This is a genomic window from Pseudooceanicola antarcticus (assembly GCF_900215355.1).
Lineage (GTDB): Bacteria > Pseudomonadota > Alphaproteobacteria > Rhodobacterales > Rhodobacteraceae > Pseudooceanicola > Pseudooceanicola antarcticus.
Window position 1 is genome coordinate 195918 of the sequence record NZ_OBEA01000001.1, and the last position, 21195, is coordinate 217112.

The window sequence follows — 21195 nt, forward strand, 5'->3', positions numbered from 1 at the left end:
GTCAGCTTTTCACCTCGTCTTCCGGGGTCCAGCCGGCCCATTGCGATGTGGCACTCTGGGGCCGGTAGCGACGGTCGTAATCCACCGCGTAGAGACAGCTTTCGCTGAACCCCTCAGCGGCCAGCGCAGGCCCCACGAGGATCAGCGCGGTGCGGGTGATGCCCGCGTCGAGCTGGCTTTCGATATCGGCGAGCGTGCCGCGAATGATCCGCTCATCCGGCCAGCTGGCGCGGAAGACGACGGCCACGGGGCACTCGGCGCCATAGGCCGGGGTCAGGTCGGCCACCACCTGCGCGATGTTCTGGATCGACAGGTGAATGGCCAGCGTCGCGCCGGTGGCGGCGAAATTGCTCAGGCTCTCGCCCTCGGGCATCGACGAGGCCCGGCCCGGCGTCCGGGTCAGCACCAGCGATTGCGCCACACCCGGCAGGGTCAGCTCGGCACCAAGGGCGGCAGCGGCGGCGGCAAAGGCCGGCACGCCGGGCGTGACCGAGACCGGGATGCCCAGCTCGCGCAGCCGGCGCATCTGCTCGCCCATGGCCGACCAGACCGACAGGTCGCCGGAATGCAGCCGCGCCACGTCGTGACCGGCGGCATGAGCCTTGCGGATCTCGTCCATGATCTGCTCGAGGTTCATCGGCGCGGTGTTGATGATCTTTGCGCCTTCGGGGCAATGGCCCAGGATCGCCTCGGGCACCAGCGACCCGGCATAGAGGCAGACCGGGCAGGAAGCGATGATATCGCGGCCGCGCAGGGTCAGCAGATCGGGGGCACCGGGGCCTGCTCCGACGAAATGGACGGTCATAGGGGGTCTCCTTCGGCCAGCGCACAGGTGGCGCTGCGGTCGGTCGATATCACGCGGGGGGCCAGGAGGCGCGCGCCGGGGGCGAGGCTGGCCAGGGCAGAGGCCTCGGCCACGCTGCCGGTGCCGCGCGCGGACAGGGATATCGACGATTGGGTCAGGGTTTCAGCGGCTTCCAGCGCCTGCGCCGGGACGCGGCGCAGGGGCAGAGAGAGGGCTCTGGCGAAGCTCTGAAAGGCCGGTGTTTCGGCCTTGTCGGCAGGGGTGGCTATGGCATCGACGGGGCGCGTACCGGCAGCAAGGCGCAGGGCTTCGGTCAGCGCCTCGGGCGTTGTCGTGCCGCGATATCCGAAACCCGCGACGATCACAGGGTGACGCTCCATTGCACGATGGGACGGCCCGGTGCCCATCCCTGACGAGAGCCAAGCGCCTCGGCCTCGGCCAGTTCGATACGCAGCAGATCGCCGCCCAAGCGGGCGCGGCTCTGCGCCAGCAGGGCTTCGCTTTCCAGCGTCACCGCATTGGCGACAAGGCGGGTGCCTGCAGGCAGCGTGGCCTCCAGCTTCCCCAGCAGTTCGGGTGACAGGCCGCCGCCGATGAAGACCGCCTGCGGCAGGGGCTGGCCCTCCAGCACCTCGGGCGCGCGGCCGGTCAGGACGCTGAGGCGATCCAGCCCGAGGGTCGCGGCATTCTCGCGGATACGCGCGGCGCGGTCCTCGCGCGCCTCGAAGCTGGTGGCCGTCAGCGAGGGATGCGCCATCAGCCATTCCAGCGCGATGGAGCCAGAGCCCCCGCCGATATCCCAAAGGTGCTCTCCGGGCCTCGGCGCAAGGGCGGAAAGGGTCAGAGCGCGCACGGGGCGGCGGGTGATCTGGCCGTCATTGGCGAACCAACTGTCGGAACGGCCCGAGGCCAGCGGCAGCACGGCACCCTCTCCGGAAACCTCAAGGGCGACACAGACGGGGGCGGCAAAGCTCTGCCCCTCCAGCGTATCGGCGCGGCTGTGGGTCAGGGCTTCCCGAGGGCCGCCAAGGGCTTCGCAGACCGTCACGCGGCTGGCGCCAAAGCCGGTGTCCGCCAGATAGGCCCCCAGATCCGCCACCGCCGCGCCATCGCGCAGCAGGACCACGGCACGCAGGCCGGGGGCGAGATGCGGGCGCAGGCGGGCCAGCGGCGCGGCATGCAGCCCGATGCAGAGCGTCTTTTCCAGCGGCCAGCCCATCCGGGCGGCGGCCAGCGCGAAACAAGAGACACCGGGCAGCGCGCGCCATTCACCCGGATCGAGGTGGCGCGCCAGCACGGAACCGGCCCCGAACCAGAAGGGATCGCCCGAGGCCAGCACCACCACGCGGCGGCCACGCAGGGCCAGCAGCTGCGGGATGCCGTCGGCGAATGGGACGGGCCAGGGGAGTTGCTCGGCACCCAGATCGGGCAGCAGCGAGAGGTGTCGGGGCGGGCCCATCACCACCTCGGCCTCTTGCAGGGCGGCAAGGCTTGCCGCAGAAAGGCCCTGCGCGCCATCCTCGCCCAACCCGACAATCGTCAGCCACGGAGTGTCAGACATGCCGTCCTCCCCTGCCAAGGTGCTTGTTCTCGGCGGCACCACCGAGGCCCGCGCGCTGACGCGGCTGATGGATGCCGCGGGCATCGGCGGGGTCCTGTCGCTGGCCGGTCGCGTCGCGCGGCCCGCGCCCCAGTCGCTGCCCATGCGCATGGGGGGCTTCGGCGGGGCCGAGGGGCTGGCGGCCTACATCCGCGCCGAGGGCATCACCCATGTTGTGGACGGCACCCATCCCTTCGCCGCGCAGATGAGCCGCAATGCCCATGCCGCCTGCCTTGAGACCGGCACGCCGCTGTTGGCGCTGACCCGTGCGCCCTGGGTGGCGGAGGCTGGCGACGACTGGCTGCTCGTGCCCGACATGGCTGGCGCGGTGGACGCTCTGGACCGTCCCGCGGCCCGTGTCTTCCTGGCCGTCGGCCGCATGCACCTGGCCGAATTCGCGGCCCAGCCCCAGCATGATTACCTTCTGCGCCTCGTCGATCCGCCCGAAGGCGCCCTGCCCCTGCCGAAGGCCGAGGCGGTGATCGACCGGGGCCCCTTCACCGAAGAGGCCGACCTGGCGCTGATGCAGCGCCATGGCACGCAACTGGTGGTGTCGAAGAACGCCGGTGGCAGCGCCTCTGTCGCCAAGCTGCGGGCGGCGCGCAGGCTGGGGGTGCCGGTCGTGATGATCGACCGCCCCGCCCTGCCCGAACGCGCCGAAGCCCATAGCCCGGAAGAGGTGCTGCGCTGGCTGGGTCACGTCACCGACCTCGGCGTATAGACGATATCGCCCGCCGCGCGGCGAATGATCCGGGTGCGGGACGAACCGACGAGGACCATGGTGCGCATGTCCGCCATCTCGGGCCGGCACTGGCTCAGCGGGACCACGCGCAGCTCCTCCTCGGGCGTCGAGACCGCGCGGGCGAAGATCACCGGACGGTCGTTGCCGCAGGCCTCCTGCAAAACCTCCAGGGTCCGCGCGAAGCCCTCGGGGCGGGACTTGGAGCGCGGGTTGTAGAAGGCCATGGCGAAATCAGCCTCGGCCGCCAGGCGCAGGCGCTTTTCGATCAGCTGCCAGGGCTTGAGGTTGTCGGAAAGGTTGATGGCGCAGAAATCGTGGCCCAGGGGAGCCCCGGCACGGGCCGAGGCGGCCAGCATGGCGGTGATGCCGGGCAGGACGCGGATGTCCAGATCGGCCCAGGCCTCGGGATCGGCCTCCATCGCCTCGAAGACGGCGGCGGCCATGGCAAAGACGCCGGGATCGCCGGAGGAGACCACGACGACGCGTTTGCCTTCGGCGGCCATCTGCAGCGCATGCGTGGCGCGGTCGACCTCGACCCGGTTGTCAGAGGCGTGCAGCGTCAGACCGGGGCGTTCGGCGACGCGGGCGACGTAGGGGATATAGCCGACGATATCGGTGGCCTCGGCCAGCACGTCCGACACTTCGGGCGTGACGAGGTTGTCGGCCCCCGGTCCCAGACCAGCGATGGCAAGCCAGCCCGTCATGGCCGCCGCCCCTGTCCATGCACCACGATGATCGAGAAATAGGGCGTCACGGCATCTTCCGCCTCGGCCAGGCGCTGGACGCGCTGGTTGGGCATGGCGGCGAACTCGATCAGCCAGGCCTGCTCGTAACGGCCCGCGGTCCGCAGCGCCCGGCGCACCTTGTCGATGTTGCGGCCGATCTTCATCACCACGATGGCGTCGGTCATCGCCATGCGGCTGGCCAGGTCCTCTTCGCCAAGGGTTCCCATCAGCACCGTCAGCACGTCGTCGCCCCAGGTGATCGGCGAGCCGGTCGCCGTCCAGGCCGCCGACATGCCGGTGATCGCGGGCACGACCTCGACCGGCACCTGGTCCACGAGGCGCATGTAGAGATGCATGAAGGAGCCGTAGAAGAACGGGTCACCCTCGCAGAGCACCACCACGTCCTCGCCCGCCGCCGCGATGTCGCGCAGATGCGCGGTGCTGTCCTCGTAGAATTCGGCCAGCATGCGGTTGTAGGCGGGATCGGTGAAGGGGATCTCGGTCGTCACCGGGTATTCCATCGGGTGCTCTGTCGCGCCCTCGGGGATCATGCCGTTGACGATCTGGCGCGCCTGCCCCTTGCGGCCCGCCTTGCGGAAGAAAGCCACGTGTTTCGCGCCGCGCAGCAGGCGGTCCGCGCGCACGGTCATCAGGTCGGGATCGCCGGGGCCAAGGCCCAGGCCGTAGATGGTCCCGGCGCTCATTCCTTGCGGCTCGCGATGGCGTTGACGGCGGCAACGGTGATGGCGGAACCGCCGAGGCGGCCCTGCACGACGCAGCAGGGCACCGGCTGGTCCTCCCAGAGCGCGGCCTTGCTTTCGGCAGCGCCGACAAAGCCCACGGGGCAGCCGATGATCGCGGCGGGGCGCGGGCAGTCGGGGTCTTCCAGCATGTTCAGCAGGTGGAAGAGCGCGGTCGGCGCATTGCCGATGGCCACCACGGCACCGGCCAGCTTCGGCCGCCACAGTTCCAGCGCGGCGGCGGAGCGGGTGTTGGACATCTCCTTCGCCAGCGCAGGCACGGAGGCATCATGCAGGGTGCAGACGACCTCGTTCTCAGCCGGAAGGCGGAAGCGGGTGATCCCCTCGGAGACCATGCGCGCATCGCAGAGGATCGGCGCACCGGCCTCCAGCGCCGTCCGTGCGGCCGCGACGAAGCCGTCAGAGAAGCGGATATCGCGTTCCAGCCCGACCAGACCGGCGGCATGGATCATCCGCACCGCCACCTGTTCCTCGTCCGCGTTGAAGCGGGCCAGTTCGGCCTCGGCGCGGATGGTGGCGAAGGATTCGGCGTAGATCGCCGCGCCATCTGTTTCGTAAACGTAGGTCATCAGGTCAGAAGGCTCCGGAAAGTAGAGTGGCGGGGGTCAGCCCGGTCTGGCGGGGAAGATCGCTGGCCTTGCCGCCCGGCACAAGGTCAAAGGTCCCCTCGCGGCCGACGAGGGTGGTTTCGGCCGGGCGCGCACGGGCGCAGCCCTTGGCACAGCCCGAGACATGCAGGCTGCCCGTTCGGGTTCCTGCCAGCGCACGGGCCAGTTCGCGGGTTTCCACGGTGGCCTGCGGGCAGAGCGGCGCACCGGGGCAGGCATCGACGTGCAGCAGCGGATCGCCGGGGGTGGTGATCAGGCTGCCTGCGGTCGGAAGCTCTGCCCCCTCCAGCAGAAAGAGCCGCCAGGGCGTGACACGCAGGGCGGTGTCGTCGGTGATGAGATCCGAGAGCTCGGCGGCGTCGATCTGCCCGAAGGCGGCGCCAAGCAGGGCGCCCGTGGGATGCGTTCCGGGCTGCGGGGTCTGGGCGGCGGCCAGTGGCGGCTCGACAGCCCAGCCCTCTGGCAGGGCGTGGTTTTCCAGCACCTGCGCCATGCGGCGATGGTCCGGGCTGCGGCGGGCGTCGAACCAGCGGGCCATTTCGGCGAGCGCCGGCAGGGCTTCGGCTTCGGTCACGGGCCGTCCGAGGGCACTGCCATCGGCGCGCAGGATCAGGCCAGAGGCGGAACGTTCGAGCCGGAAGTCGGCGGAGGCCTCGGACAGCAGCGGCGCGGGGCCGGTGTCCACGGCGAAGCCCACCTTGGCGGGCAGCGCGGGCAGATCGGGCAGCAGGTCGAGCAGGCCAAGTGTCAGGCGCTCGGTCAGGTCCCCGGCCTGCCAGAAGGGCTGGACGAGGATATTGCGGCGGCTCTCCACACCCGGATCAACGTCGAGAAGCGAGAGCGCGGCAAGCTCTTGCAACAGCGGCTCGTGGTCGGCCTCGGCAACGCCCCGGATCTGTATATTGGCGCGATTGGTCAGGTCCAGCACCCCGCTGCCATGGCGCTGCGCCAGCGCGCAGAGGCCCAGCACCTGCGCGCCGGTGAACCGCGCCAGACGCGGGCGCACCCGCACCACCAGCCCGTCGCCCGACATCATCGGGCGGTAGGCACCGGGGCACCAGCCTTTGACGACCGGGCCACTCATGCGCCCAGCTCCTGCCGCAGCGAGTTGCGGCGGGTCTCCCAGAGACCGGCGTCCAGCAACGCGCGGAAGCGGTCCTGCATGGCCTCAAGCGCGCGGGGGTTGGCCTGGGACAGGAACTCGGTCACCTGATCATCGCCCAGTGTCGCGTCGTAATAGGCATCGAAGAGATGCGGAGAGACCGCGCCCGCCAGATGCGCGAAGGCGGCCATGTGATCCAGCGTCGCCGCGATCTCGGCCCCGCCCCGGAAGCCATGGCGCTGCATGCCCGCGATCCAGTCGGGGTTGGCGGCGCGGGCCAGGACAACGCGGGCGATTTCCTCTCCCAGGGCGCGGGCACGGGGGCGCGTGGGGTCGGTGTTGTCGAGATGGTAGAGCGCCGCCTCGCCGCCCGTGATCTTCTGGGCGGCGGCGAAACCGGCCTCATGGGCGGCATAATCGGCGGCCAGCAGCAGGTCGGTCTCGGGCAGGTCCTGCAGGTGCAGGAAGGCATCGGCATGGGCGACGCGGGCGCGCAGCCCCTCGGCATCCCGCGCCGGTTCCGCCCCGTCCAGCGCCCAGGAACTTGCCGCCAGCCAGGCCTCGCCCGCCGCACGGCGCCCCTCGTCTGAGTAATCCTCCAGCGCAGCCCCCATGCCCAACCCGAACTGACCCGGCGCGGGGCCATAGACACGGGCGCCGGGGGCGGTCGCGGCGTAGGGGTTCCAGTCGGCGGCCTCATCGCGCCCGGCCAGCGCCTGCACGGCCTGCCCGAAGAGGGTCGAGAGCGTCGGGAAGACATCGCGGAACAGGCCCGAGACCCGCAGGGTCACGTCGAGGCGCGGGCGCTCGAGCTCGGCAATGGGCAGCACCTCGATGCCGGAAACCCGTTCGCTGCCCTTGTCCCAGACGGGACGCACGCCCAAGAGATGCAGCGCCATGGCGAATTCCTCGCCGGCGGTGCGCATGGTGGCAGAGCCCCAGAGATCGACGACCAGCCCGCGCGGGTAATCGCCGTGGTCCTGCAGGTGGCGGCGTACCAGTTCCTCGGCCAGCTTGACGCCCTGCGCATAGGCGGCCCGGCTGGGGACCGAGCGGGGGTCGGTGGTGAAGAGGTTGCGGCCCGTGGGCAGCACCTCGGTCCGGCCCCGGTAGGGAGAGCCCGAGGGCCCGCCGTCGATCCTCTGGCCGTTCAACGCCGCGGGCAGCGCGGCGCGTTCACCCGCCACGGCGCCCGTGATGTCGAAGGACATCTGCGCGCCGCTGTCCCGGCCCCAGATGTGCAGACCGTCGCCGAACTGGCTTTCCTTCACGTCGCAGACGAAACGGTCGATGCGGGTCAGCGCCTCGGCGGCGCTGGTGGCGGCATCGAGGCCCAGGTCGTCCTCGACGCCCAGGGCGCGGGCCTCGTCGCGGATATCCTCCTGCAACCGGGCGCGGCGCTTGGGGTCCAGGCCGTCGGCATTGGAGAACTCGTCCAGAAGCGATTCCAGCCGGGCCAGCCGCTGATGGGTGCCGCTTTCGCGCAGGGGCGGGGGGATATGGCCAAGGGTCAGCGCGCCGATGCGCCGCTTGGCCTGAGCGGCCTCGCCGGGGTCGTTGACGATGAAGGGATAGATCACCGGCAGCGCGCCGGTCAGCGCCTCGGGCCAGCAGCCGTCGGACAGGGCCACGGATTTGCCCGGCAGCCATTCCAGCGTGCCATGGGCGCCGATATGCACCAGCGCGTCCGTCCGTGCCTGAAGCCAGAGGTAGAAGGCCACGTAGCCATGGCGCGGGACACGGGCGAGGTCGTGGTAATCGTCGTCGCGCAGGGCGACTTCACCGCGTTCCGGTTGCAGCGCCAGCAGGGCGGTGCCGCAGGGCAGCGCGGTGAAATGGAAGGCCCCCTCGGCAAAGGCCGGGTCATCCTCGGGCGCGCCCCAGGCCTCGGCGAGGTCCTGTTGCAGTCTCTCTGGCAGGCGCTTCAGCGCGGCGCGGTAATCGGCCAGTGGCCAGCTTTCGCGGGCGGCCAGAAGGCGCTCGGGCAGGTCCGCGCCGGGGTCGCTGACGGCATGGCCCGCCGCGAAGAGGTCCTGCAGGATCGCCCGTGCCGACTCGGGCGCGTCGAGGCCGACCGCATGGCCCATCTGCCAGTCCTTGCCGGGATAGGTCGAGAGCACCAACGTGACGCGCCGCTCTGCCGCTTGCATCCGCGCCAGCCGCAGCCAGCCATCGACACGCGCCACCAGCGCCGCGACGCGCTCGGCCTCGGGCCTGTGCACCATGCGGGCGAATTGCAGGTCCGGGTCGCGCGCGCCCGGCTCCTTGAACGAGACCACGCCGCCGGTCAGCCGCCCGTCGACCTCGGGCAGGACGACATGCATGGCGAGATCCGCGGGCGAAAGGCCTCGTTCCGCCTCGACCCAGGCCTTGCGGGTGGAGGTCGCCAGCGCCGCCTGGAAAACCGGCACCTCGCCCGCATCCAGCGGAGAGGTCTCGGCACCGCGTCCCGAGAAGGCGGTCAGGTTGACCACGGCAGCGGGGGACAGGGCGGCCACGGCCTGCCGCAGCGGATCCGCCGCGACGGGGGCCTTCAGCGAGGGCGCGAAGAGGCCGAGGCAGGCGTAGCCCTTTGCGCGGAAGGCCGAGAAAAGCGCTTCGACCGGGGCCAGGTCTGCGGCCGCGAGATAGGCACGGTAGAAGGTGATCAGGATGCGGGGAGCGTCAGCGGGCAGGGCCTCGGCTGCGCGGTCGAGCGGCAGCACGCCGGTCTCGGGCGTCCAGGCGCCGACCTGGGGCAGCTCCTTGAGGCCGGGCACGGGGCCGGCGTAATGGCCCGCCGCCAGCGCCATCTGCGCCAGCGCCGCCTGGGCCGCCACCGCCCCGCCCTCTTCGCAGAAATGCGACAGGCGGCGCAGGGTCGAGACCGGCAGGGTCGAGACCTCGTCGAGCGCCGGATCGGGGCGGCCATCGGCGGGCAGCACGGCCAGCGCGAGGCCCTTGCGCCGCGCCAGCTCCTGCACCTGGCTGAGGCCATAGGCCCAGTAGGAGGTGCCGCCGATCAGCCGGATCAGGATGCCCGAGGCGCCTTCCAGCGTCTGTTCCAGGTAGGTATCGACCGAAAGCGGATGGCGCAGCGCCGAGAGGTTGGCCAGCCGCAACGAGGGCAGCCCGGCCCCCGCGTCGCGCGCCCGGTGCCAGCCTGCCGCGAAAGCGCCAAGGTCACTGTCGGAATAGGACAGCACCACCAGCTCGGCCGCGTCCTGGCCGAGATCGGTGGGCGTGTCGGTTTCCTCCAGCCCGTGACTTTCGCGGAAGACCACATGCATCGGTCAGAGCGCCGGAGAGCCTTCGGGCACCAGCACCGAGGTGATGGCCGTGGTGTCGATATCGTCATGCTCTGCGATCACGACCAGCTGGCCGAGGCGCGGTTCGTTGGGTTTCCACGGGCGGTCGTACTGGTGACGCACGCGGGCACCGACGGCCTGCACCAGCAGACGCATGGGCTTGCCCGCGACGGCTGCGTAGCCCTTCACGCGCAGGATGTTCTGGCTCTTGGCCAGTTCCTCGATCCGGGCGACCAGCTGGGCGGGGTCCTCGACCTCGGGCAGCGGCACGACGATCTGCTCGAAGTCATCGTGGTCATGCTCGGGCACGCCGTCGTGGTGGCTGGGACGGGCGTCCATGTCGTCTTCGGCAGCGGCGCCAAGCCCCAGGATCACGCGGGGATCGACACGGCCCTCGGGCACTTCGACCACGGGCAGCGGGCGGGGGGCCTCGGCGGCGATGATCTCTTTCGCCTTCGCCACGCCCTCGGGGCCGGCGAGGTCGGGCTTGGTCAGCAGCACGATGTCAGCGCAGGAGATCTGGTCCTCGAAGACCTCCGAGAGGGGCGTCTCGTGGTCGATGCTGTCATCGGCGGCGCGCTGCGCATCCACGGCGGCGACATTGGGGGCAAAGCGGCCCGCCGCGACGGCCTCGGCATCGGCCAGCGCGATCACGCCATCAACGGTGATCTTCGAGCGGATATCGGGCCAGTCGAAAGCCTTCAGCAGGGGTTTCGGCAGCGCCAGGCCCGAGGTCTCGATCAGGATGTGATCGGGGCGCGGTTCCAGCGCCATCAGGGCCTCGATGGTGGGGATGAAGTCATCGGCCACGGTGCAGCAGATGCAGCCGTTGGCCAGCTCCATGATGTTCTCGGCCGGGCAATCGGGGATGGCGCAGCCCTTCAGGATCTCGCCGTCGACGCCGACGTCGCCGAATTCGTTGACCACCACCGCAAGGCGCTTGCCCTGCGGGTTCTGCATCAGCTGGGAAATCAGCGTGGTCTTCCCCGAGCCAAGGAAGCCGGTGATGATGGTGACGGGAAGTTTCGCAATATCGGTCATGGCCTCTGCCACCTCTCAGCTGTCGTTTTCGGGATCAAGGCGCGGCTCGGTGAAGAGCACCGGGGGTACGCGCGCCACGCAGTTGCGCTTGAAATGTTCGGGCCGCTGGCGCCAGGGAATCAGCCCATCCTCGGTGCCGTGGTAAAGCGCCAGCCCCTCGAGCAGCACATTGGCATGCTGGCCCGCATCCAGGTTGCCGTAGACATAGGTCCAGCGACCGGGGCCGCGCAGGGCGACGGTATTGCCGTAGTCGCAGTTCTGCAGGCATTCCACGGCGCGCAGCCGGGTGCCCTCGGGCAGGTCCTGTTCCACCAGCTGGTCGTAAAGCTGACGTCCCGGACGGCGCGGGTCCTCGTCACCATGGGCGGCAACGCCCCGGCACTTGATGCAGACCAGCAGCTCGCTTTCGGTCGTCTCCAGAGGTCTCTGCCCCATGCGTCTTGCCTTTCGCCGCTTCGGCGTCGCATGCAGTGGCAGGAAGATGTTCCGGGCCCGGAACATCGACCCGACACCGGCACACCCCGTCCGGTTGAGTCTCGATCGCTGGCAGGTCTCCCGGCTTGCGGATTGGGACGGGCCTTCTTGGCCCGACCTGCGGTGCCCCGCCTTCCCGGCGCAGGGCCAGTGGCATCGGGGACCTCTCCGGTCACGGTCGCGGGGGCGGCTGCGCTTGACCCTGCCGGGTTGTCGCATTCCCTTTTCACCCGTTTACACGGGCACCAGCTTTGGGCCAGATGCGCCCCTCAGCCCCGATTTGTCAAGACGGAGGACCCCGAGGTGACCAGCGACATCGAGACCCGCCACACCGAGAAGATGAAACGCATCAAGGCCGCACGCGACCGCATGATGGCCGAGCGGACCGAGGAACGCGGGCTGGTCATCGTCCATACCGGCACCGGCAAGGGCAAGTCCTCGTCCGGGTTCGGGATGATCCTGCGCTGCGTCGCCCATGAGATGCCCTGCGCCGTGGTGCAGTTCATCAAGGGCGGCCGGATGAGCGGCGAGCGCAAGCTGCTGGAAAGCCACTTCTCGGATCTCTGCACCTTCGTCGTCTCGGGCGAGGGATTCACCTGGGAAACCCAGGACCGGGCCCGCGACATCGCCGCCGCCGAAGCGGGATGGGAGAAGGCCAAGGCGCTGATCCTCGACCCCAAGATCCGCTTCGTGCTGCTGGACGAGATCAACATCGCCCTGCGCAACGATTACCTGGATATCGACACGGTGGTGGACTTCCTGCTGCATGAGAAGCCCGAGATGACCCATGTCTGCCTCACGGGCCGCAACGCCAAGCCGGAGCTGCTGGAAATCGCCGACCTGGCGACCGAGATGACGCTGCTGAAACACCCGTTCCGCGACGGGGTGAAGGCCCAGCAGGGGGTGGAGTTCTGACACCCGCGCTTTCGCGCTTTTCATCTTCTGCCATGGGCGCATACTGCGCCTGACCGACGACAGGAGACCCCGATGACCCAGAAGAGCCCCCTTGCGATCACCATGGGCGATGCCTCGGGGATCGGCCCGGAAATCACGGTGAAATGCATCGCCGCCGGGGCGCGGGCGGTGGTCTATGGCTCGGCGCGGGTGATGCAGGATGCCGTGGCGCGCTACGCGCCGGCGCTTGCGCTGCGCGTCATCGCCACCCCCGACGAGGCGGAGCTGGCCACCGGAACGCTCGAGGTGATCGACGCCGCGCCGATGGCCGCCCTGCCCCCGGTGGGAGAGATCAGCGCCGCCTCCGGCCAGGCGGCCTACGACTCCATCCTCGCCGCGATCGAGGCCGCCAAGGCGGGCCGGATCGCCGGTATCGTCACCGCTCCCATTCACAAGGAGGCGCTTTCCCGTGCCGGAATCGGCTATCCCGGCCATACCGAGATGCTGGCCGATCACGGCGGAGCCGCCCGCGTCGCCATGATGCTGGCCAATGACGATATCCGCACCGTGCTGGTGACCATCCACATGTCCCTGCGCCATGCCATCGAGGCCGCCGACTTCGGCGCCCAGATGGCCGCGATCCGGCTGGCGCACGAGGGCGGCCAGGCGCTTGGCATCGCCAAGCCACGCGTCGCCGTGGCGGGTCTCAACCCCCATGCGGGCGAGGGCGGGCTATTCGGCGATGAGGAGATCACCATCATCCGCCCCGCCATCGAAGCCGCCCGCGCCGAGGGCATCGACGCCTCGGGGCCATGGCCCGGCGACACGGTCTTCATGCAGGCCCGCAAGGGCGCCTTCGACGTGGTGGTGGCGCAATACCACGACCAGGGGCTGATCCCGGTGAAATACCTCGGGCTGGAGAAGGGGGTGAACATCACCCTCGGCCTGCCCTTCGTGCGCACCTCGCCCGACCACGGCACCGCCTTCGACATCGCGGGCCGGGGCATCGCCGACCCGGAGAGCCTTGTGACCGCCATGGATTACGCCGCGCGCCTCGCAGCGGCACGGGGGACCTCCTGATGGGCCTGCGCTTCATCTTCATGCTGACCCGCAACGACCGCACGGTCGAAGACGCCGCCGCGCATCTGCAAGTCGCCCTGCGCCTTGGCCTGCGCCACATCGGTTTCAAGGATATCGGCCTGCCGATCGAGGACCTGAAGGCGCTGAACCGCACCATCCGCGAGGGCGGCGCGACCTCCTATCTCGAGGTCGTCTCTCTGGACCGCGAGAGCGAGATCGCCTCGGCCCGTGCGGCGGTCGAGATCGGCGTCGACGTCCTGCTGGGCGGCACGCGGGTCGAGGACGTGCTGCCGGTGATCGCGGGCAGCGGGCTGAACTACTGCCCCTTCCCCGGCCAGATCGTGGGTCACCCCAGCGTGCTGGAAGGCAGCGTGGAAGAGATCGCCGAAAGCGCCCGCCTGCTGGCGGCGCGCGAGGGCGTGCACGGGCTGGACCTGCTGGCCTACCGGGCGCGCTGCGACGTACCCGCGCTGATGCAGGCGGTCTGCGCGGTGACCGACAAGCCGGTGATCATGGCGGGCTCCATCGACACGCCGGACCGGATCGCGGCGGTGAAGGGCTCGGGCGCTGCGGGGTTCACCATCGGCACGGCGGCGCTGGACGGGCGCTATCCCGGCGCGGCACCAGATCTGGAGGGCCAGCTCTCGACCATCATCGAAGAGGTCGCACGGCTGAACGATCATCTCTCGCCGGTCACCAAGACCAACCTGGACGAGGCCTTCGGGCGCAACCCCGGTGCGGTGGATCTGCTGGCCGGGCAAGTGAACGAGATGCAGGTGCGCCTGACCCGGATCGAGGGCGCGCAGCGCTGGCACTTCCGCCGCGAAGAGGACGAGATGTTCTTCGTCCATCGCGGGCGGCTGCTGATGCGCTTCCGCGACCGGGACGAGTTGGTCGAAGAGGGCGAATTCATCGTCGTGCCGCATGGGGTCGAACATTGCCCGGTGGCGCTGGACGGTCCCTGCGACGTGCTGCTGATGGCGCCCGGCGCAGAGGCCGGGCGATAGCTCAGGACACCAGCTTGGCGTAAAGCCGGAAGGGCAGCCAGCGCCCCAGCACCGTGAACACCAGCGAGAAGGGACGCGGGAAGCTGATCTGGCGCGGCTCGGGGTTGCGGATCAAGGTCATGACACGACGGGCGGCCTCGGCGGGCTCCATCAGCTGGGTCATGGTGAAGCTGTTCTTCTCGGCCAGCCGGGTGCGGATGAAACCGGGGTTGGCCACCTGCACGTCGATGCCGGTGCCCTGCAGATCTAGGTACATGTCCTCGGCCAGGTGGCGCAGCGCGGCCTTGCTGGCGCCGTAGCCGATCGACCCCGGAAGCCCCTTGAACGCGGCCAGCGAACCGATCAGCACGATATGCCCCGAGCGCCGCTCGACCCAGCCCGGCATCAGCCGGCCCAGCACCCGAAGCGCCCCCATGAAATTGGCATCCGCCACGCGCTCGACCATCTCGGGGTCCCACTCCTGGGCCCGCATCGGCTCGTAGAGCCCGACCGAGTAGATCATCCCGTCGGCATGGCCTGCCTCGGCCATGGCGGCGCGCACCGACTCGGTGTCGGTCACATCCATCGGCAGCACCTTCGCACCCTCGAGCTCCGAGGCGAGCTCTTGCAGGCGCTCTTCGTTGCGCGCCGACAGGATCAGGTGAACGCCCATCCGGTGCAGCTCGCGCGCTAGTTCGCGGCCCAGCCCCTCGCTGGCACCGACAAGCCAATAGGTCTTTCCCTCAAGGGTACGTGGCGACATCGGTTTAACCTCCTCGAAACAGGAACCTCATGAACAACACCCCGAGCGACGCTCTCGGGACACGACAACACGTCACCTAGGACAGTCTCACCCGAAACCATGAAAGGCCCGCGCTTTCCCCGCGGCCGGACCCGCCATAGGCGCCTTCCTGCGCATGGGCGATCCGCGACAGGCGCAGAACCGCCAAGTGACGCTATGGCGCGACATTTTCGGGGCTCACCCCTGGGCTACCGGGGCCGTTCTACGGCCTTTCAGCCACGCTCGGCATGGGCCAGCTCGACCTGCAGGACATTGGTCTGACCAACCTCGAAGGCGGCGGCGCAGATGCCCAGGTAGTAGCGCCAGCTGCGCAGGAAATCCTCGCCGTAGCCCAGCTTCGAGATGCGGGCGCTTTCGGCCTCCATCCGGGCCAGCCAGGTGCGGCAGGTGCGGGCATAGTCGGGACCGAAGGCGAAGCTGTTCTGCAGCTTCAGCCCGGCGCGGGCGGCGACATCGCGGATCTGCCCTTCAGAGAGCAGCATGCCACCGGGGAAAGCGTGCTGGCGAATGAAGTCGGAGCCCTGCCGGTAGGTGGGGAAATAGCTGTCGGAGACGGTGATCGCCTGGACCACAGCGCGGCCCCCCTCGGCCAGCCGGTCCTTCAGCGTGCCGAAGAACTGCGGCCAGTAGCGCTCTCCCACGGCTTCGATCATCTCGATCGAGACGATGCCGTCGTAGCGCCCGGCGCTGTCGCGGTAGTCGCGCAGCTGGATCTCGGCCCGGCCATCCAGCCGCGCATCCGCGTAGCCCTTCTGGCTGGGGGAAATCGTCAGCCCGGTCACATGGCGCCCGTCATCGGCGGCACGTTCGGCGAAGCCGCCCCAGCCACAGCCGATCTCCAGCAGGTTCTCGCCCTCGACCCGGCCCAGGATGCGGTCGTACTTGCGGTACTGGGCGCGCTCCAGGTCGTCGTCACCGGGCGCGAAGAGGGCCGAGGAATAGGTCATCGACGGGTCCAGCCAGAGCTGGAAGAACTCGTTGCCCACGTCGTAATGCGCCTGGATGTTCTTCGAGGCCCCCCGGCGGGAATTGGCGCGCAGCAGCCGGTCCACGGCGCGGAACTTCAGCGCCTGCAGCGGGCCGGCGTAGGCATAGCGGCCGAACTGGTCGAGGTTCAGCAGCGCCACGCGGGTCAGCAGCTCGATGCTGTCGGTGTCCCAGAGCCCGGCGACATAGGCCTCGCCCAGCCCCACGTCGCCACGCGCCAGGGCCGAGGTCACGGCAGACCAGTCGTTGATGCGGAACTCGGCGGCGATGCCGGAGGTGCCGAAGTGATGCCGCTCGCCCTCGGGGGTGATCACGGTCAGCTGGCCCTCGGCAATGGCTTCACAGCTTTCAAGGAAGTCGCGTTTCACGCGGTTGGTAAGCATGGGCATTCAGCTGATCTCCTCAGGGGGCGGGGCGGGGCGGATGTGATATCGGGCGCCTTTCAGACGCAGGCGCAGGGCCTGCCAGTAGATCAGCGCCAGCACCCGGACACCGCCGAAGGGGCGTCTGAGCGCGGCGCCGAGAAGGCGGCGGTTGGTCAACGGCCTGCGCGGGCCGGTCAGCGTCGCATACAAGGCCTCCCCCCCCGTCTGCACGTGCCGGATGCGGATGGCGATCCGCTCCTCTGCGATATGGAAATTGAAGCTATAGGCTCCGTCGATTTCGCGGAAGGGGGAAACGTGAAAGACCTTGGCGGCGTCCAGCCGGTCCTCGGGGCGGATCGGGGCGAAGTCCGGGTGGGCACAGAGGTAGGAGTGGCGGTCACCGAAGGTATTGGTGACCTCGGCGATCACCGCCCGCAGCTCTTCGCCCCGGTAGGCCAGCCAGAACGAGACCGGGTTGAAGCGGGCGCCGAAGAAGCCCGGCTGCGTGAGCAACAGCAGGCGGTCGTAGCGCTCGGGTGCGAGGCCCTGCCGGGCCAGGGCGCGGCGGGCCCAGGCGGCCCCCTCTCCCTTGCCCACCGGGCCGCCGTGCTGGTGGTCGTGGATCGTGGCCAGCCCCGCGCGGTTGCGCGCCAGCAGGCGCGGGCGCTCGGGACTGTCGAGATCAAGCAGCACGTAGTCCACCCCATAGCCGAAGCTGTGCCGGATGGTGCCGCCACGGGCATGCACCGTGGTGCCGCGGATATGGTCCGGTCGGAAGGCGCGGGCGGGGGCGGTCATACCGGCTGCGGGTCCAGCGCGCGGGTGACCCGCACGGCGCTGGCGAAACCGTCCTCGTGGAAGCCATGGCGCAGCCAGGCACCGGCGAACCAGGTGCCATTCTGCCCCTGGATCTGCGCGATCCGGCCCTGCGCCTCGAGCGCGGGCCCGTCGAAGACCGGGTGGCGGAAGGTCTTCTGGTCGTAGATCGTCTCTTCGCGCACCGGCACCACCGGGTTCAGCGAGACGAAGAGCGGGTCGTTCTCGGGAATGTTCTGCAGCTTGTTCATCCAGTAGGTGACGCCGATGGCCTCCTGCGGCTGGCGCGTCTCGGCCTTGTAGACCCAGGAGGACCAGCAGGCGCGGCGACGCGGCATCTGCCCTTCATCCCGGTGCAGCACCATCTCGTTGTCCTGGTAACGCACTGCCGAAAGCGCGCCCTGCTCTTCCGCCGTCGGGCGAGCCAGCAGCGCCAGCGCCTCGTCCGAATGGCAGGCGAAGATCACCTGGTCGAAGCTCTGGCGCTCGCCATCCGCCATGACGACCTCGGGGGTCGGGCCATCGCGCAACACGCTGCCCACCGGGCTGCCGGTGCGGATCGTCACGCCCCGCGCCCGCATCGAGGCTTCCAGCCGGCGGACATATTCGATCGAGCCGCCCTTCACCGTCCACCACTGGTGCTGGCCCGTGGCCGACAGCAGCGCGTGGTTGCGGAAGAAACGGACGAGGGCGCGGGCCGGGAAGGCCTCGATCCCGCCGGGCGGCGTGGACCAGATCGCGCCACAGATGGGCTTCAGGTAGAATTCGCGGAACCAGCGACCCAGGCGCATCTGCTCCATCAGCTCGCCCATGGTCAAGTTCGGGTCCTCCGAGGCGGCCTCGGCGCCGGCGTTGAAGCGCAGGATGTCGCGGACCATGGCGCCGAAGCCGGGGCGCAGCAGGTTGCGCCGCTGGCCGGTGAGCGCGGCGAGGGTCTGCAGACCGTATTCCACGCGCCCACCGTCGATGGTCGCCCCGAAGGACATGTCCGACCGCTCGACCGGCACGTCGAGGTCGCGGAACATCGAGGTGAGGTGGGGGTAATTGGCGTAGTTGAAGACGATGAAGCCGGTATCCACGGGCTGATCGCCGTTCCTGCCCGCCAGCACGGTGCGCGCATGGCCGCCCAGCCGGGGCGCCGCTTCGATCAGGGTCACCTGGTGCTGAGGCGCCAGCCGCCAGGCGGCGGCCATGCCCGAAATGCCGGCACCGATGACGGCGATCCGCTGCGGGCGATGAGAGAGGGCGTCAAAGGACATGGTGGCTCCGTTTCCTGGGGTCACAGTAGGTACGGTCCGTATGCCCGTATGGTTCACAACTTAGCGCAGTTTTTTCTGATCCGTTCCGGGAGTTGCCCCGTACTCAGGGCATGTTGAACACAGACGCCATGCCTGCAACACTCGAACGGCTGAAACCGGTCCGCACTTCCCTGCGTGTCTCCGGTCGGCAAAGAGGGTGGAAACAGGTGAGCGCGGAACAGGATCAGGAACTGACGGAGCAGACCAGCTGGATGCTGGCGGTGCGCGATCAGAGGGACCGGCAGGCCTTTGCCCGTCTCTTTGCCTTCTACGCACCGCGGGTGAAAGGCGTTCTGATGCGGTCGGGCATGGGATCGGCTGCGGCCGAGGACGTGGTGCAGGATGTCATGCTGGCGGTCTGGCACAAGGCGGCGCAATTCGACCCCGCCCGTGCCCAGGTCTCTGGCTGGATCTACCGCATCGCGCGGAACCGGCAGGTGGATATCGCCCGCAAGGCGGGACGCCCGCTGCCGGAAGAGGTCGAGACAGAGACCCCGCCCGAAGCCGACCCCGGCGCGCTGATGGCGCTGGCCGAGGAAAGCGGCAAGCTGCGGCAGGCCCTGGCGAAACTGAAGCCCGAGCAGCGCGAGGTGATCACCCGCGCCTACCTGGGCGACCTCACCCATGGGGAGATCCGGGAACAGACCGGCCTGCCCCTTGGCACAATCAAGTCGCGCATCCGCCTTGGACTGGAGCGGTTGCGCCATGAACTGAAGGATTTGCGCTCGGAATGACCCAGATCGCACATCATATCCCCGACGAGATGCTGGCCGCCTATGCGGCGGGCCGTCTACCCGCGACCTTCGAGATGGTCGTCGCCGCTCATGTCTCGATGTGCGACGCCTGCCGGGCTGCGCTTGAGACCCACGAGACCCTCGGCGGCGCGCTCATGGAAGAGGCACCGGGCGAAGCGGTCGACGGCTCGCTGCTGGAGCGCACCCTGGCGATGCTGGACGAGGCCCCGGCCCCCCATGCCGCCTCTCGGGGCGCGCCCAAGCGTTTCGGCATCTACCCCGGCCCCGTGGCCGAGGCGCTGAAACATGCCCCGCCCCGCTGGCGCGCCGCCGGTGGTGGCGTGAAGCAGCAGATCCTGGTCGAGGACGGCAAGAGCTCTGTCCGGCTGCTGTACATTCCCGGCGGCATGGCAGTGCCCGACCACGGCCACCACGGGACCGAGCTGACCATGGTGCTTCAGGGCGCCTTCCACGACGAGACCGGACGCTTCGGCCCCGGCGATGTCGAGGTCGCGGACGAAAGCCTGGAACATACGCCGATTGCCGACGAGGGCATGGATTGCATCTGCCTTGCCGCCACCGATGCGCGCCTGCGCTTCCTGTCGCTGCTGCCGCGCCTGGCGCAGCCCTTCCTCAGGATCTGAGGCCGCGTGCCATCGGCAGAAACCTGCGAGGGCCGTCCGACAGAGGGCGGCCCCTTGCCTTTCCGGCGCCCCCTGAGCGACCCTCAAGGCATCCCTTTTCGGCGAAATCGCCGTCTGGACAGACCTTGCGTCAGCTGTAGTCTCGCCGGGAAGACCACCATCCGAAGCAGCCGGAGCCCGGCGCAAGCCCGCCTCTGGCCCCCGCAAAGGAGCGCCCCATGGAAGCCCGCCTGATCGCCGTCTTCATCCTGACGCCCTTCGCGCTGGCCTTTCTCTATGCCGGCTACCACGAGCTGCGCCGTTTCAAGTCCGAGGGCCGGGCCAACTACGGCCTGGTCTACGACGAAGAGACCGGCACCACCCATGTGACCGGCATCGACGAGAATGCCGATGGCTTCGACCCCGAGGACTTCGACCCCAACGACTACAGCGACCCCGACATCAAGTCGGATGAGGAGAAGGCCAAGGCCTGAGCCTCCTGCTGCCCTTGCCTGCCATGTGACCGCTGCCTCCGCGCCAGTGTCCGATCTCGAGCGCAGAAAACCGTTGCGCGAATCTCAGTATTTCCATATTTCATGAAATATGGAAAAAGATGCCACCACTCTCCTCTCCACCCTCGGTCATCCGCAGCGCCTGCTGGTCTGGCGCCTGCTGATGCGCCGCTACCCGCAGCCCGTCGCCGCCGGCGAGATCGCCGAGGCGACGGGGCTGAAGGCCTCCACCCTGTCGGTCTATCTCTCGGCGCTTCGGCAGTCCGGGCTGATCGGGCAGGAGCGCCAGGGCACCTCGCTTCTCTACCGGGCCGAGATCGGCACGGCGAACGACCTGCTCGACTACCTGTTTTCCGATTGCTGCCGGAACCGCCCCAGCCTTTGCCTGAGCGGTGTTTCCGACCCTCTGCCCTCAAGGGAAGGATCTGCGCCCATGGCCGATCGCAAGCTGAACGTGCTCTTCATCTGCACCGGGAATTCCGCCCGCTCGATCTTCGCCGAAGCGCTGGTGCGCCACCTGGCCGGAGACCGCTTCAACGCCTATTCCGCCGGCACCCACCCCGCCGGAACGCCGAACCCCTTCGCGGTGAAGCTCTTGCAGGACAAGGGCATCGCCACCGAGGGCCTGCGCTCGAAGAACGTGGACGAGTTCCAGGGCGCGGATGCGCCGAAGATGGATTTCGTCTTCACCGTCTGCGACCAGGCGGCGAACGAGGAATGCCCGGCCTGGGACGGCCAGCCGGTCAGCGCCCACTGGGGCATGCCAGACCCGGCGAAGGCCACCGGCACCGATGCCGAGAAGGCGCTGGCCTTCCAGGCCGCCTATGGCACCCTTCTGAACCGGTTGCGCGCCTTCGCGGCGCTGCCGGTGGACAGCCTTGACCGGATCTCTCTGCAGAATGCGGTCGACCAGATCTCTCTTGATGACACCAGCGCCGCGGAGGCCTGAGAAC

At 69.2% G+C, this 21195-nt stretch carries 22 protein-coding genes and 1 riboswitch; of the genes, 8 read left to right on the forward strand and 14 right to left on the reverse strand.

From position 1 onward, the window contains the following. Position 1: 1 nt before the first annotated feature. The 3 genes from cobM to cbiE are packed head-to-tail and all read right to left on the reverse strand — an operon-like array spanning position 2 to position 2366. Positions 2–805, reverse strand: coding sequence for a precorrin-4 C(11)-methyltransferase (gene cobM, locus CRO50_RS01005; RefSeq protein ID WP_097144011.1), 804 nt, complete (start codon positions 803–805; stop codon positions 2–4). Further along, positions 802–1185: a cobalamin biosynthesis protein gene (locus tag CRO50_RS01010; protein ID WP_332835701.1), complete on the reverse strand. Its 384-nt coding sequence runs from the start codon at positions 1183–1185 to the stop codon at positions 802–804. Before CRO50_RS01010 ends, cobM begins: the two co-directional genes overlap by 4 nt. Then, positions 1167–2366 (reverse strand): precorrin-6y C5,15-methyltransferase (decarboxylating) subunit CbiE, encoded by a 1200-nt coding sequence (gene cbiE / locus CRO50_RS01015; protein WP_097144013.1) that lies wholly within the window; start codon positions 2364–2366, stop codon positions 1167–1169. Before cbiE ends, CRO50_RS01010 begins: the two co-directional genes overlap by 19 nt. Here cbiE and CRO50_RS01020 point away from each other — a divergent pair. Further along, positions 2365–3126, forward strand: coding sequence for a cobalt-precorrin-6A reductase (locus tag CRO50_RS01020; RefSeq protein WP_097144014.1), 762 nt, complete (start codon positions 2365–2367; stop codon positions 3124–3126). The two genes, cbiE and CRO50_RS01020, sit on opposite strands and share 2 nt — an antisense overlap. Here CRO50_RS01020 and cobJ read toward each other — a convergent pair. The 7 genes from cobJ to CRO50_RS01055 are packed head-to-tail and all read right to left on the reverse strand — an operon-like array spanning position 3102 to position 11106. Next, a complete protein-coding gene (gene cobJ, locus CRO50_RS01025; protein WP_097144015.1) occupies positions 3102–3851 on the reverse strand; it encodes a precorrin-3B C(17)-methyltransferase in 750 nt (249 codons plus the stop codon). The genes CRO50_RS01020 and cobJ overlap by 25 nt on opposite strands. Next, positions 3848–4576: a precorrin-2 C(20)-methyltransferase gene (locus CRO50_RS01030; RefSeq protein WP_097144016.1), complete on the reverse strand. Its 729-nt coding sequence runs from the start codon at positions 4574–4576 to the stop codon at positions 3848–3850. The genes cobJ and CRO50_RS01030 overlap by 4 nt, the downstream gene beginning before the upstream one ends. Then, positions 4573–5202: a precorrin-8X methylmutase gene (locus CRO50_RS01035; RefSeq protein ID WP_097144017.1), complete on the reverse strand. Its 630-nt coding sequence runs from the start codon at positions 5200–5202 to the stop codon at positions 4573–4575. Before CRO50_RS01035 ends, CRO50_RS01030 begins: the two co-directional genes overlap by 4 nt. Before the next feature lie 4 nt (positions 5203–5206). Then, entirely contained in the window at positions 5207–6325 is a 1119-nt protein-coding gene (locus tag CRO50_RS01040; protein WP_179747183.1) for a cobalamin biosynthesis protein CobG, read from the reverse strand. Then, positions 6322–9612, reverse strand: a complete 3291-nt coding sequence (gene cobN / locus CRO50_RS01045; protein ID WP_097144018.1) for a cobaltochelatase subunit CobN — start codon at positions 9610–9612, stop codon at positions 6322–6324. Before cobN ends, CRO50_RS01040 begins: the two co-directional genes overlap by 4 nt. A gap of 3 nt (positions 9613–9615) precedes the next feature. Then, positions 9616–10671: a cobalamin biosynthesis protein CobW gene (cobW, locus tag CRO50_RS01050; protein ID WP_097144019.1), complete on the reverse strand. Its 1056-nt coding sequence runs from the start codon at positions 10669–10671 to the stop codon at positions 9616–9618. A gap of 15 nt (positions 10672–10686) precedes the next feature. Beyond that, a complete protein-coding gene (locus CRO50_RS01055) occupies positions 10687–11106 on the reverse strand; it encodes a DUF1636 family protein (protein ID WP_097144020.1) in 420 nt (139 codons plus the stop codon). A 93-nt stretch (positions 11107–11199) separates the two neighbouring features. Beyond that, a riboswitch (cobalamin riboswitch) is annotated at positions 11200–11410 on the reverse strand. A 38-nt stretch (positions 11411–11448) separates the two neighbouring features. Between CRO50_RS01055 and cobO the strand changes: the two genes are divergently transcribed. The 3 genes from cobO (at position 11449) to CRO50_RS19850 (ending at position 14126) form a co-directional block, all read left to right on the forward strand. After that, complete coding sequence (gene cobO, locus CRO50_RS01060; protein WP_097144021.1) at positions 11449–12060, forward strand: cob(I)yrinic acid a,c-diamide adenosyltransferase; 612 nt, start codon at positions 11449–11451, stop codon at positions 12058–12060. A gap of 72 nt (positions 12061–12132) precedes the next feature. Beyond that, positions 12133–13119 (forward strand): 4-hydroxythreonine-4-phosphate dehydrogenase PdxA, encoded by a 987-nt coding sequence (gene pdxA / locus CRO50_RS19845; RefSeq protein WP_143516830.1) that lies wholly within the window; start codon positions 12133–12135, stop codon positions 13117–13119. Then, positions 13119–14126 (forward strand): cupin domain-containing protein, encoded by a 1008-nt coding sequence (locus CRO50_RS19850; protein WP_143516831.1) that lies wholly within the window; start codon positions 13119–13121, stop codon positions 14124–14126. Before pdxA ends, CRO50_RS19850 begins: the two co-directional genes overlap by 1 nt. 1 nt (position 14127) lies before the next feature. Here the strand turns inward: CRO50_RS19850 and CRO50_RS01070 are convergent, their stop codons facing one another. The 4 genes from CRO50_RS01070 to CRO50_RS01085 all read right to left on the reverse strand — a co-directional run bounded on the left by CRO50_RS01070 (position 14128) and on the right by CRO50_RS01085 (position 18334). Next, entirely contained in the window at positions 14128–14868 is a 741-nt protein-coding gene (locus CRO50_RS01070) for an SDR family NAD(P)-dependent oxidoreductase (RefSeq protein WP_097144022.1), read from the reverse strand. A 251-nt stretch (positions 14869–15119) separates the two neighbouring features. Continuing rightward, the gene (locus tag CRO50_RS01075; protein WP_097144023.1) at positions 15120–16283 is read right to left on the reverse strand and encodes an SAM-dependent methyltransferase; all 1164 of its coding nucleotides are present in this window, start codon (positions 16281–16283) and stop codon (positions 15120–15122) included. Beyond that, on the reverse strand, positions 16284–17057 hold the full coding sequence (locus CRO50_RS01080; RefSeq protein WP_097144024.1) for a DUF1365 domain-containing protein: 774 nt from the start codon (positions 17055–17057) through the stop codon (positions 16284–16286). Beyond that, on the reverse strand, positions 17054–18334 hold the full coding sequence (locus CRO50_RS01085) for an NAD(P)/FAD-dependent oxidoreductase (RefSeq protein ID WP_097144025.1): 1281 nt from the start codon (positions 18332–18334) through the stop codon (positions 17054–17056). The genes CRO50_RS01080 and CRO50_RS01085 overlap by 4 nt, the downstream gene beginning before the upstream one ends. A 251-nt stretch (positions 18335–18585) precedes the next feature. On the opposite strand from CRO50_RS01085, the gene CRO50_RS01090 reads away from it, so the two are divergent. From CRO50_RS01090 to CRO50_RS01105, 4 genes are all read left to right on the forward strand, one after another. Then, positions 18586–19107, forward strand: a complete 522-nt coding sequence (locus CRO50_RS01090; RefSeq protein ID WP_097144669.1) for a sigma-70 family RNA polymerase sigma factor — start codon at positions 18586–18588, stop codon at positions 19105–19107. After that, entirely contained in the window at positions 19104–19751 is a 648-nt protein-coding gene (locus CRO50_RS01095; RefSeq protein WP_097144026.1) for a ChrR family anti-sigma-E factor, read from the forward strand. Before CRO50_RS01090 ends, CRO50_RS01095 begins: the two co-directional genes overlap by 4 nt. Positions 19752–19969: 218 nt before the next feature. After that, positions 19970–20224: a hypothetical protein gene (locus tag CRO50_RS01100; protein ID WP_097144027.1), complete on the forward strand. Its 255-nt coding sequence runs from the start codon at positions 19970–19972 to the stop codon at positions 20222–20224. 109 nt (positions 20225–20333) lie between these two features. After that, entirely contained in the window at positions 20334–21191 is an 858-nt protein-coding gene (locus tag CRO50_RS01105; protein WP_097144028.1) for an arsenate reductase/protein-tyrosine-phosphatase family protein, read from the forward strand. Positions 21192–21195: the final 4 nt, after the last annotated feature.

What these genes read in the sequence shown, in the direction of transcription:
- cobM (WP_097144011.1), bottom strand. Translation starts at nt 805, where the DNA reads ATGACCGTCCATTTCGTCGGAGCAGGCCCCGGTGCCCCCGATCTGCTG.
- CRO50_RS01010 (WP_332835701.1), bottom strand. Translation starts at nt 1,185, where the DNA reads ATGGAGCGTCACCCTGTGATCGTCGCGGGTTTCGGATATCGCGGCACG.
- CRO50_RS01020 (WP_097144014.1), top strand. Translation starts at nt 2,365, where the DNA reads ATGCCGTCCTCCCCTGCCAAGGTGCTTGTTCTCGGCGGCACCACCGAG.
- cbiE (WP_097144013.1), bottom strand. Translation starts at nt 2,366, where the DNA reads ATGTCTGACACTCCGTGGCTGACGATTGTCGGGTTGGGCGAGGATGGC.
- cobJ (WP_097144015.1), bottom strand. Translation starts at nt 3,851, where the DNA reads ATGACGGGCTGGCTTGCCATCGCTGGTCTGGGACCGGGGGCCGACAAC.
- CRO50_RS01030 (WP_097144016.1), bottom strand. Translation starts at nt 4,576, where the DNA reads ATGAGCGCCGGGACCATCTACGGCCTGGGCCTTGGCCCCGGCGATCCC.
- CRO50_RS01035 (WP_097144017.1), bottom strand. Translation starts at nt 5,202, where the DNA reads ATGACCTACGTTTACGAAACAGATGGCGCGGCGATCTACGCCGAATCC.
- CRO50_RS01040 (WP_179747183.1), bottom strand. Translation starts at nt 6,325, where the DNA reads ATGAGTGGCCCGGTCGTCAAAGGCTGGTGCCCCGGTGCCTACCGCCCG.
- cobN (WP_097144018.1), bottom strand. Translation starts at nt 9,612, where the DNA reads ATGCATGTGGTCTTCCGCGAAAGTCACGGGCTGGAGGAAACCGACACG.
- cobW (WP_097144019.1), bottom strand. Translation starts at nt 10,671, where the DNA reads ATGACCGATATTGCGAAACTTCCCGTCACCATCATCACCGGCTTCCTT.
- CRO50_RS01055 (WP_097144020.1), bottom strand. Translation starts at nt 11,106, where the DNA reads ATGGGGCAGAGACCTCTGGAGACGACCGAAAGCGAGCTGCTGGTCTGC.
- pdxA (WP_143516830.1), top strand. Translation starts at nt 12,133, where the DNA reads ATGACCCAGAAGAGCCCCCTTGCGATCACCATGGGCGATGCCTCGGGG.
- CRO50_RS19850 (WP_143516831.1), top strand. Translation starts at nt 13,119, where the DNA reads ATGGGCCTGCGCTTCATCTTCATGCTGACCCGCAACGACCGCACGGTC.
- CRO50_RS01070 (WP_097144022.1), bottom strand. Translation starts at nt 14,868, where the DNA reads ATGTCGCCACGTACCCTTGAGGGAAAGACCTATTGGCTTGTCGGTGCC.
- CRO50_RS01075 (WP_097144023.1), bottom strand. Translation starts at nt 16,283, where the DNA reads ATGCCCATGCTTACCAACCGCGTGAAACGCGACTTCCTTGAAAGCTGT.
- CRO50_RS01080 (WP_097144024.1), bottom strand. Translation starts at nt 17,057, where the DNA reads ATGACCGCCCCCGCCCGCGCCTTCCGACCGGACCATATCCGCGGCACC.
- CRO50_RS01085 (WP_097144025.1), bottom strand. Translation starts at nt 18,334, where the DNA reads ATGTCCTTTGACGCCCTCTCTCATCGCCCGCAGCGGATCGCCGTCATC.
- CRO50_RS01090 (WP_097144669.1), top strand. Translation starts at nt 18,586, where the DNA reads ATGCTGGCGGTGCGCGATCAGAGGGACCGGCAGGCCTTTGCCCGTCTC.
- CRO50_RS01095 (WP_097144026.1), top strand. Translation starts at nt 19,104, where the DNA reads ATGACCCAGATCGCACATCATATCCCCGACGAGATGCTGGCCGCCTAT.
- CRO50_RS01100 (WP_097144027.1), top strand. Translation starts at nt 19,970, where the DNA reads ATGGAAGCCCGCCTGATCGCCGTCTTCATCCTGACGCCCTTCGCGCTG.
- CRO50_RS01105 (WP_097144028.1), top strand. Translation starts at nt 20,334, where the DNA reads ATGGAAAAAGATGCCACCACTCTCCTCTCCACCCTCGGTCATCCGCAG.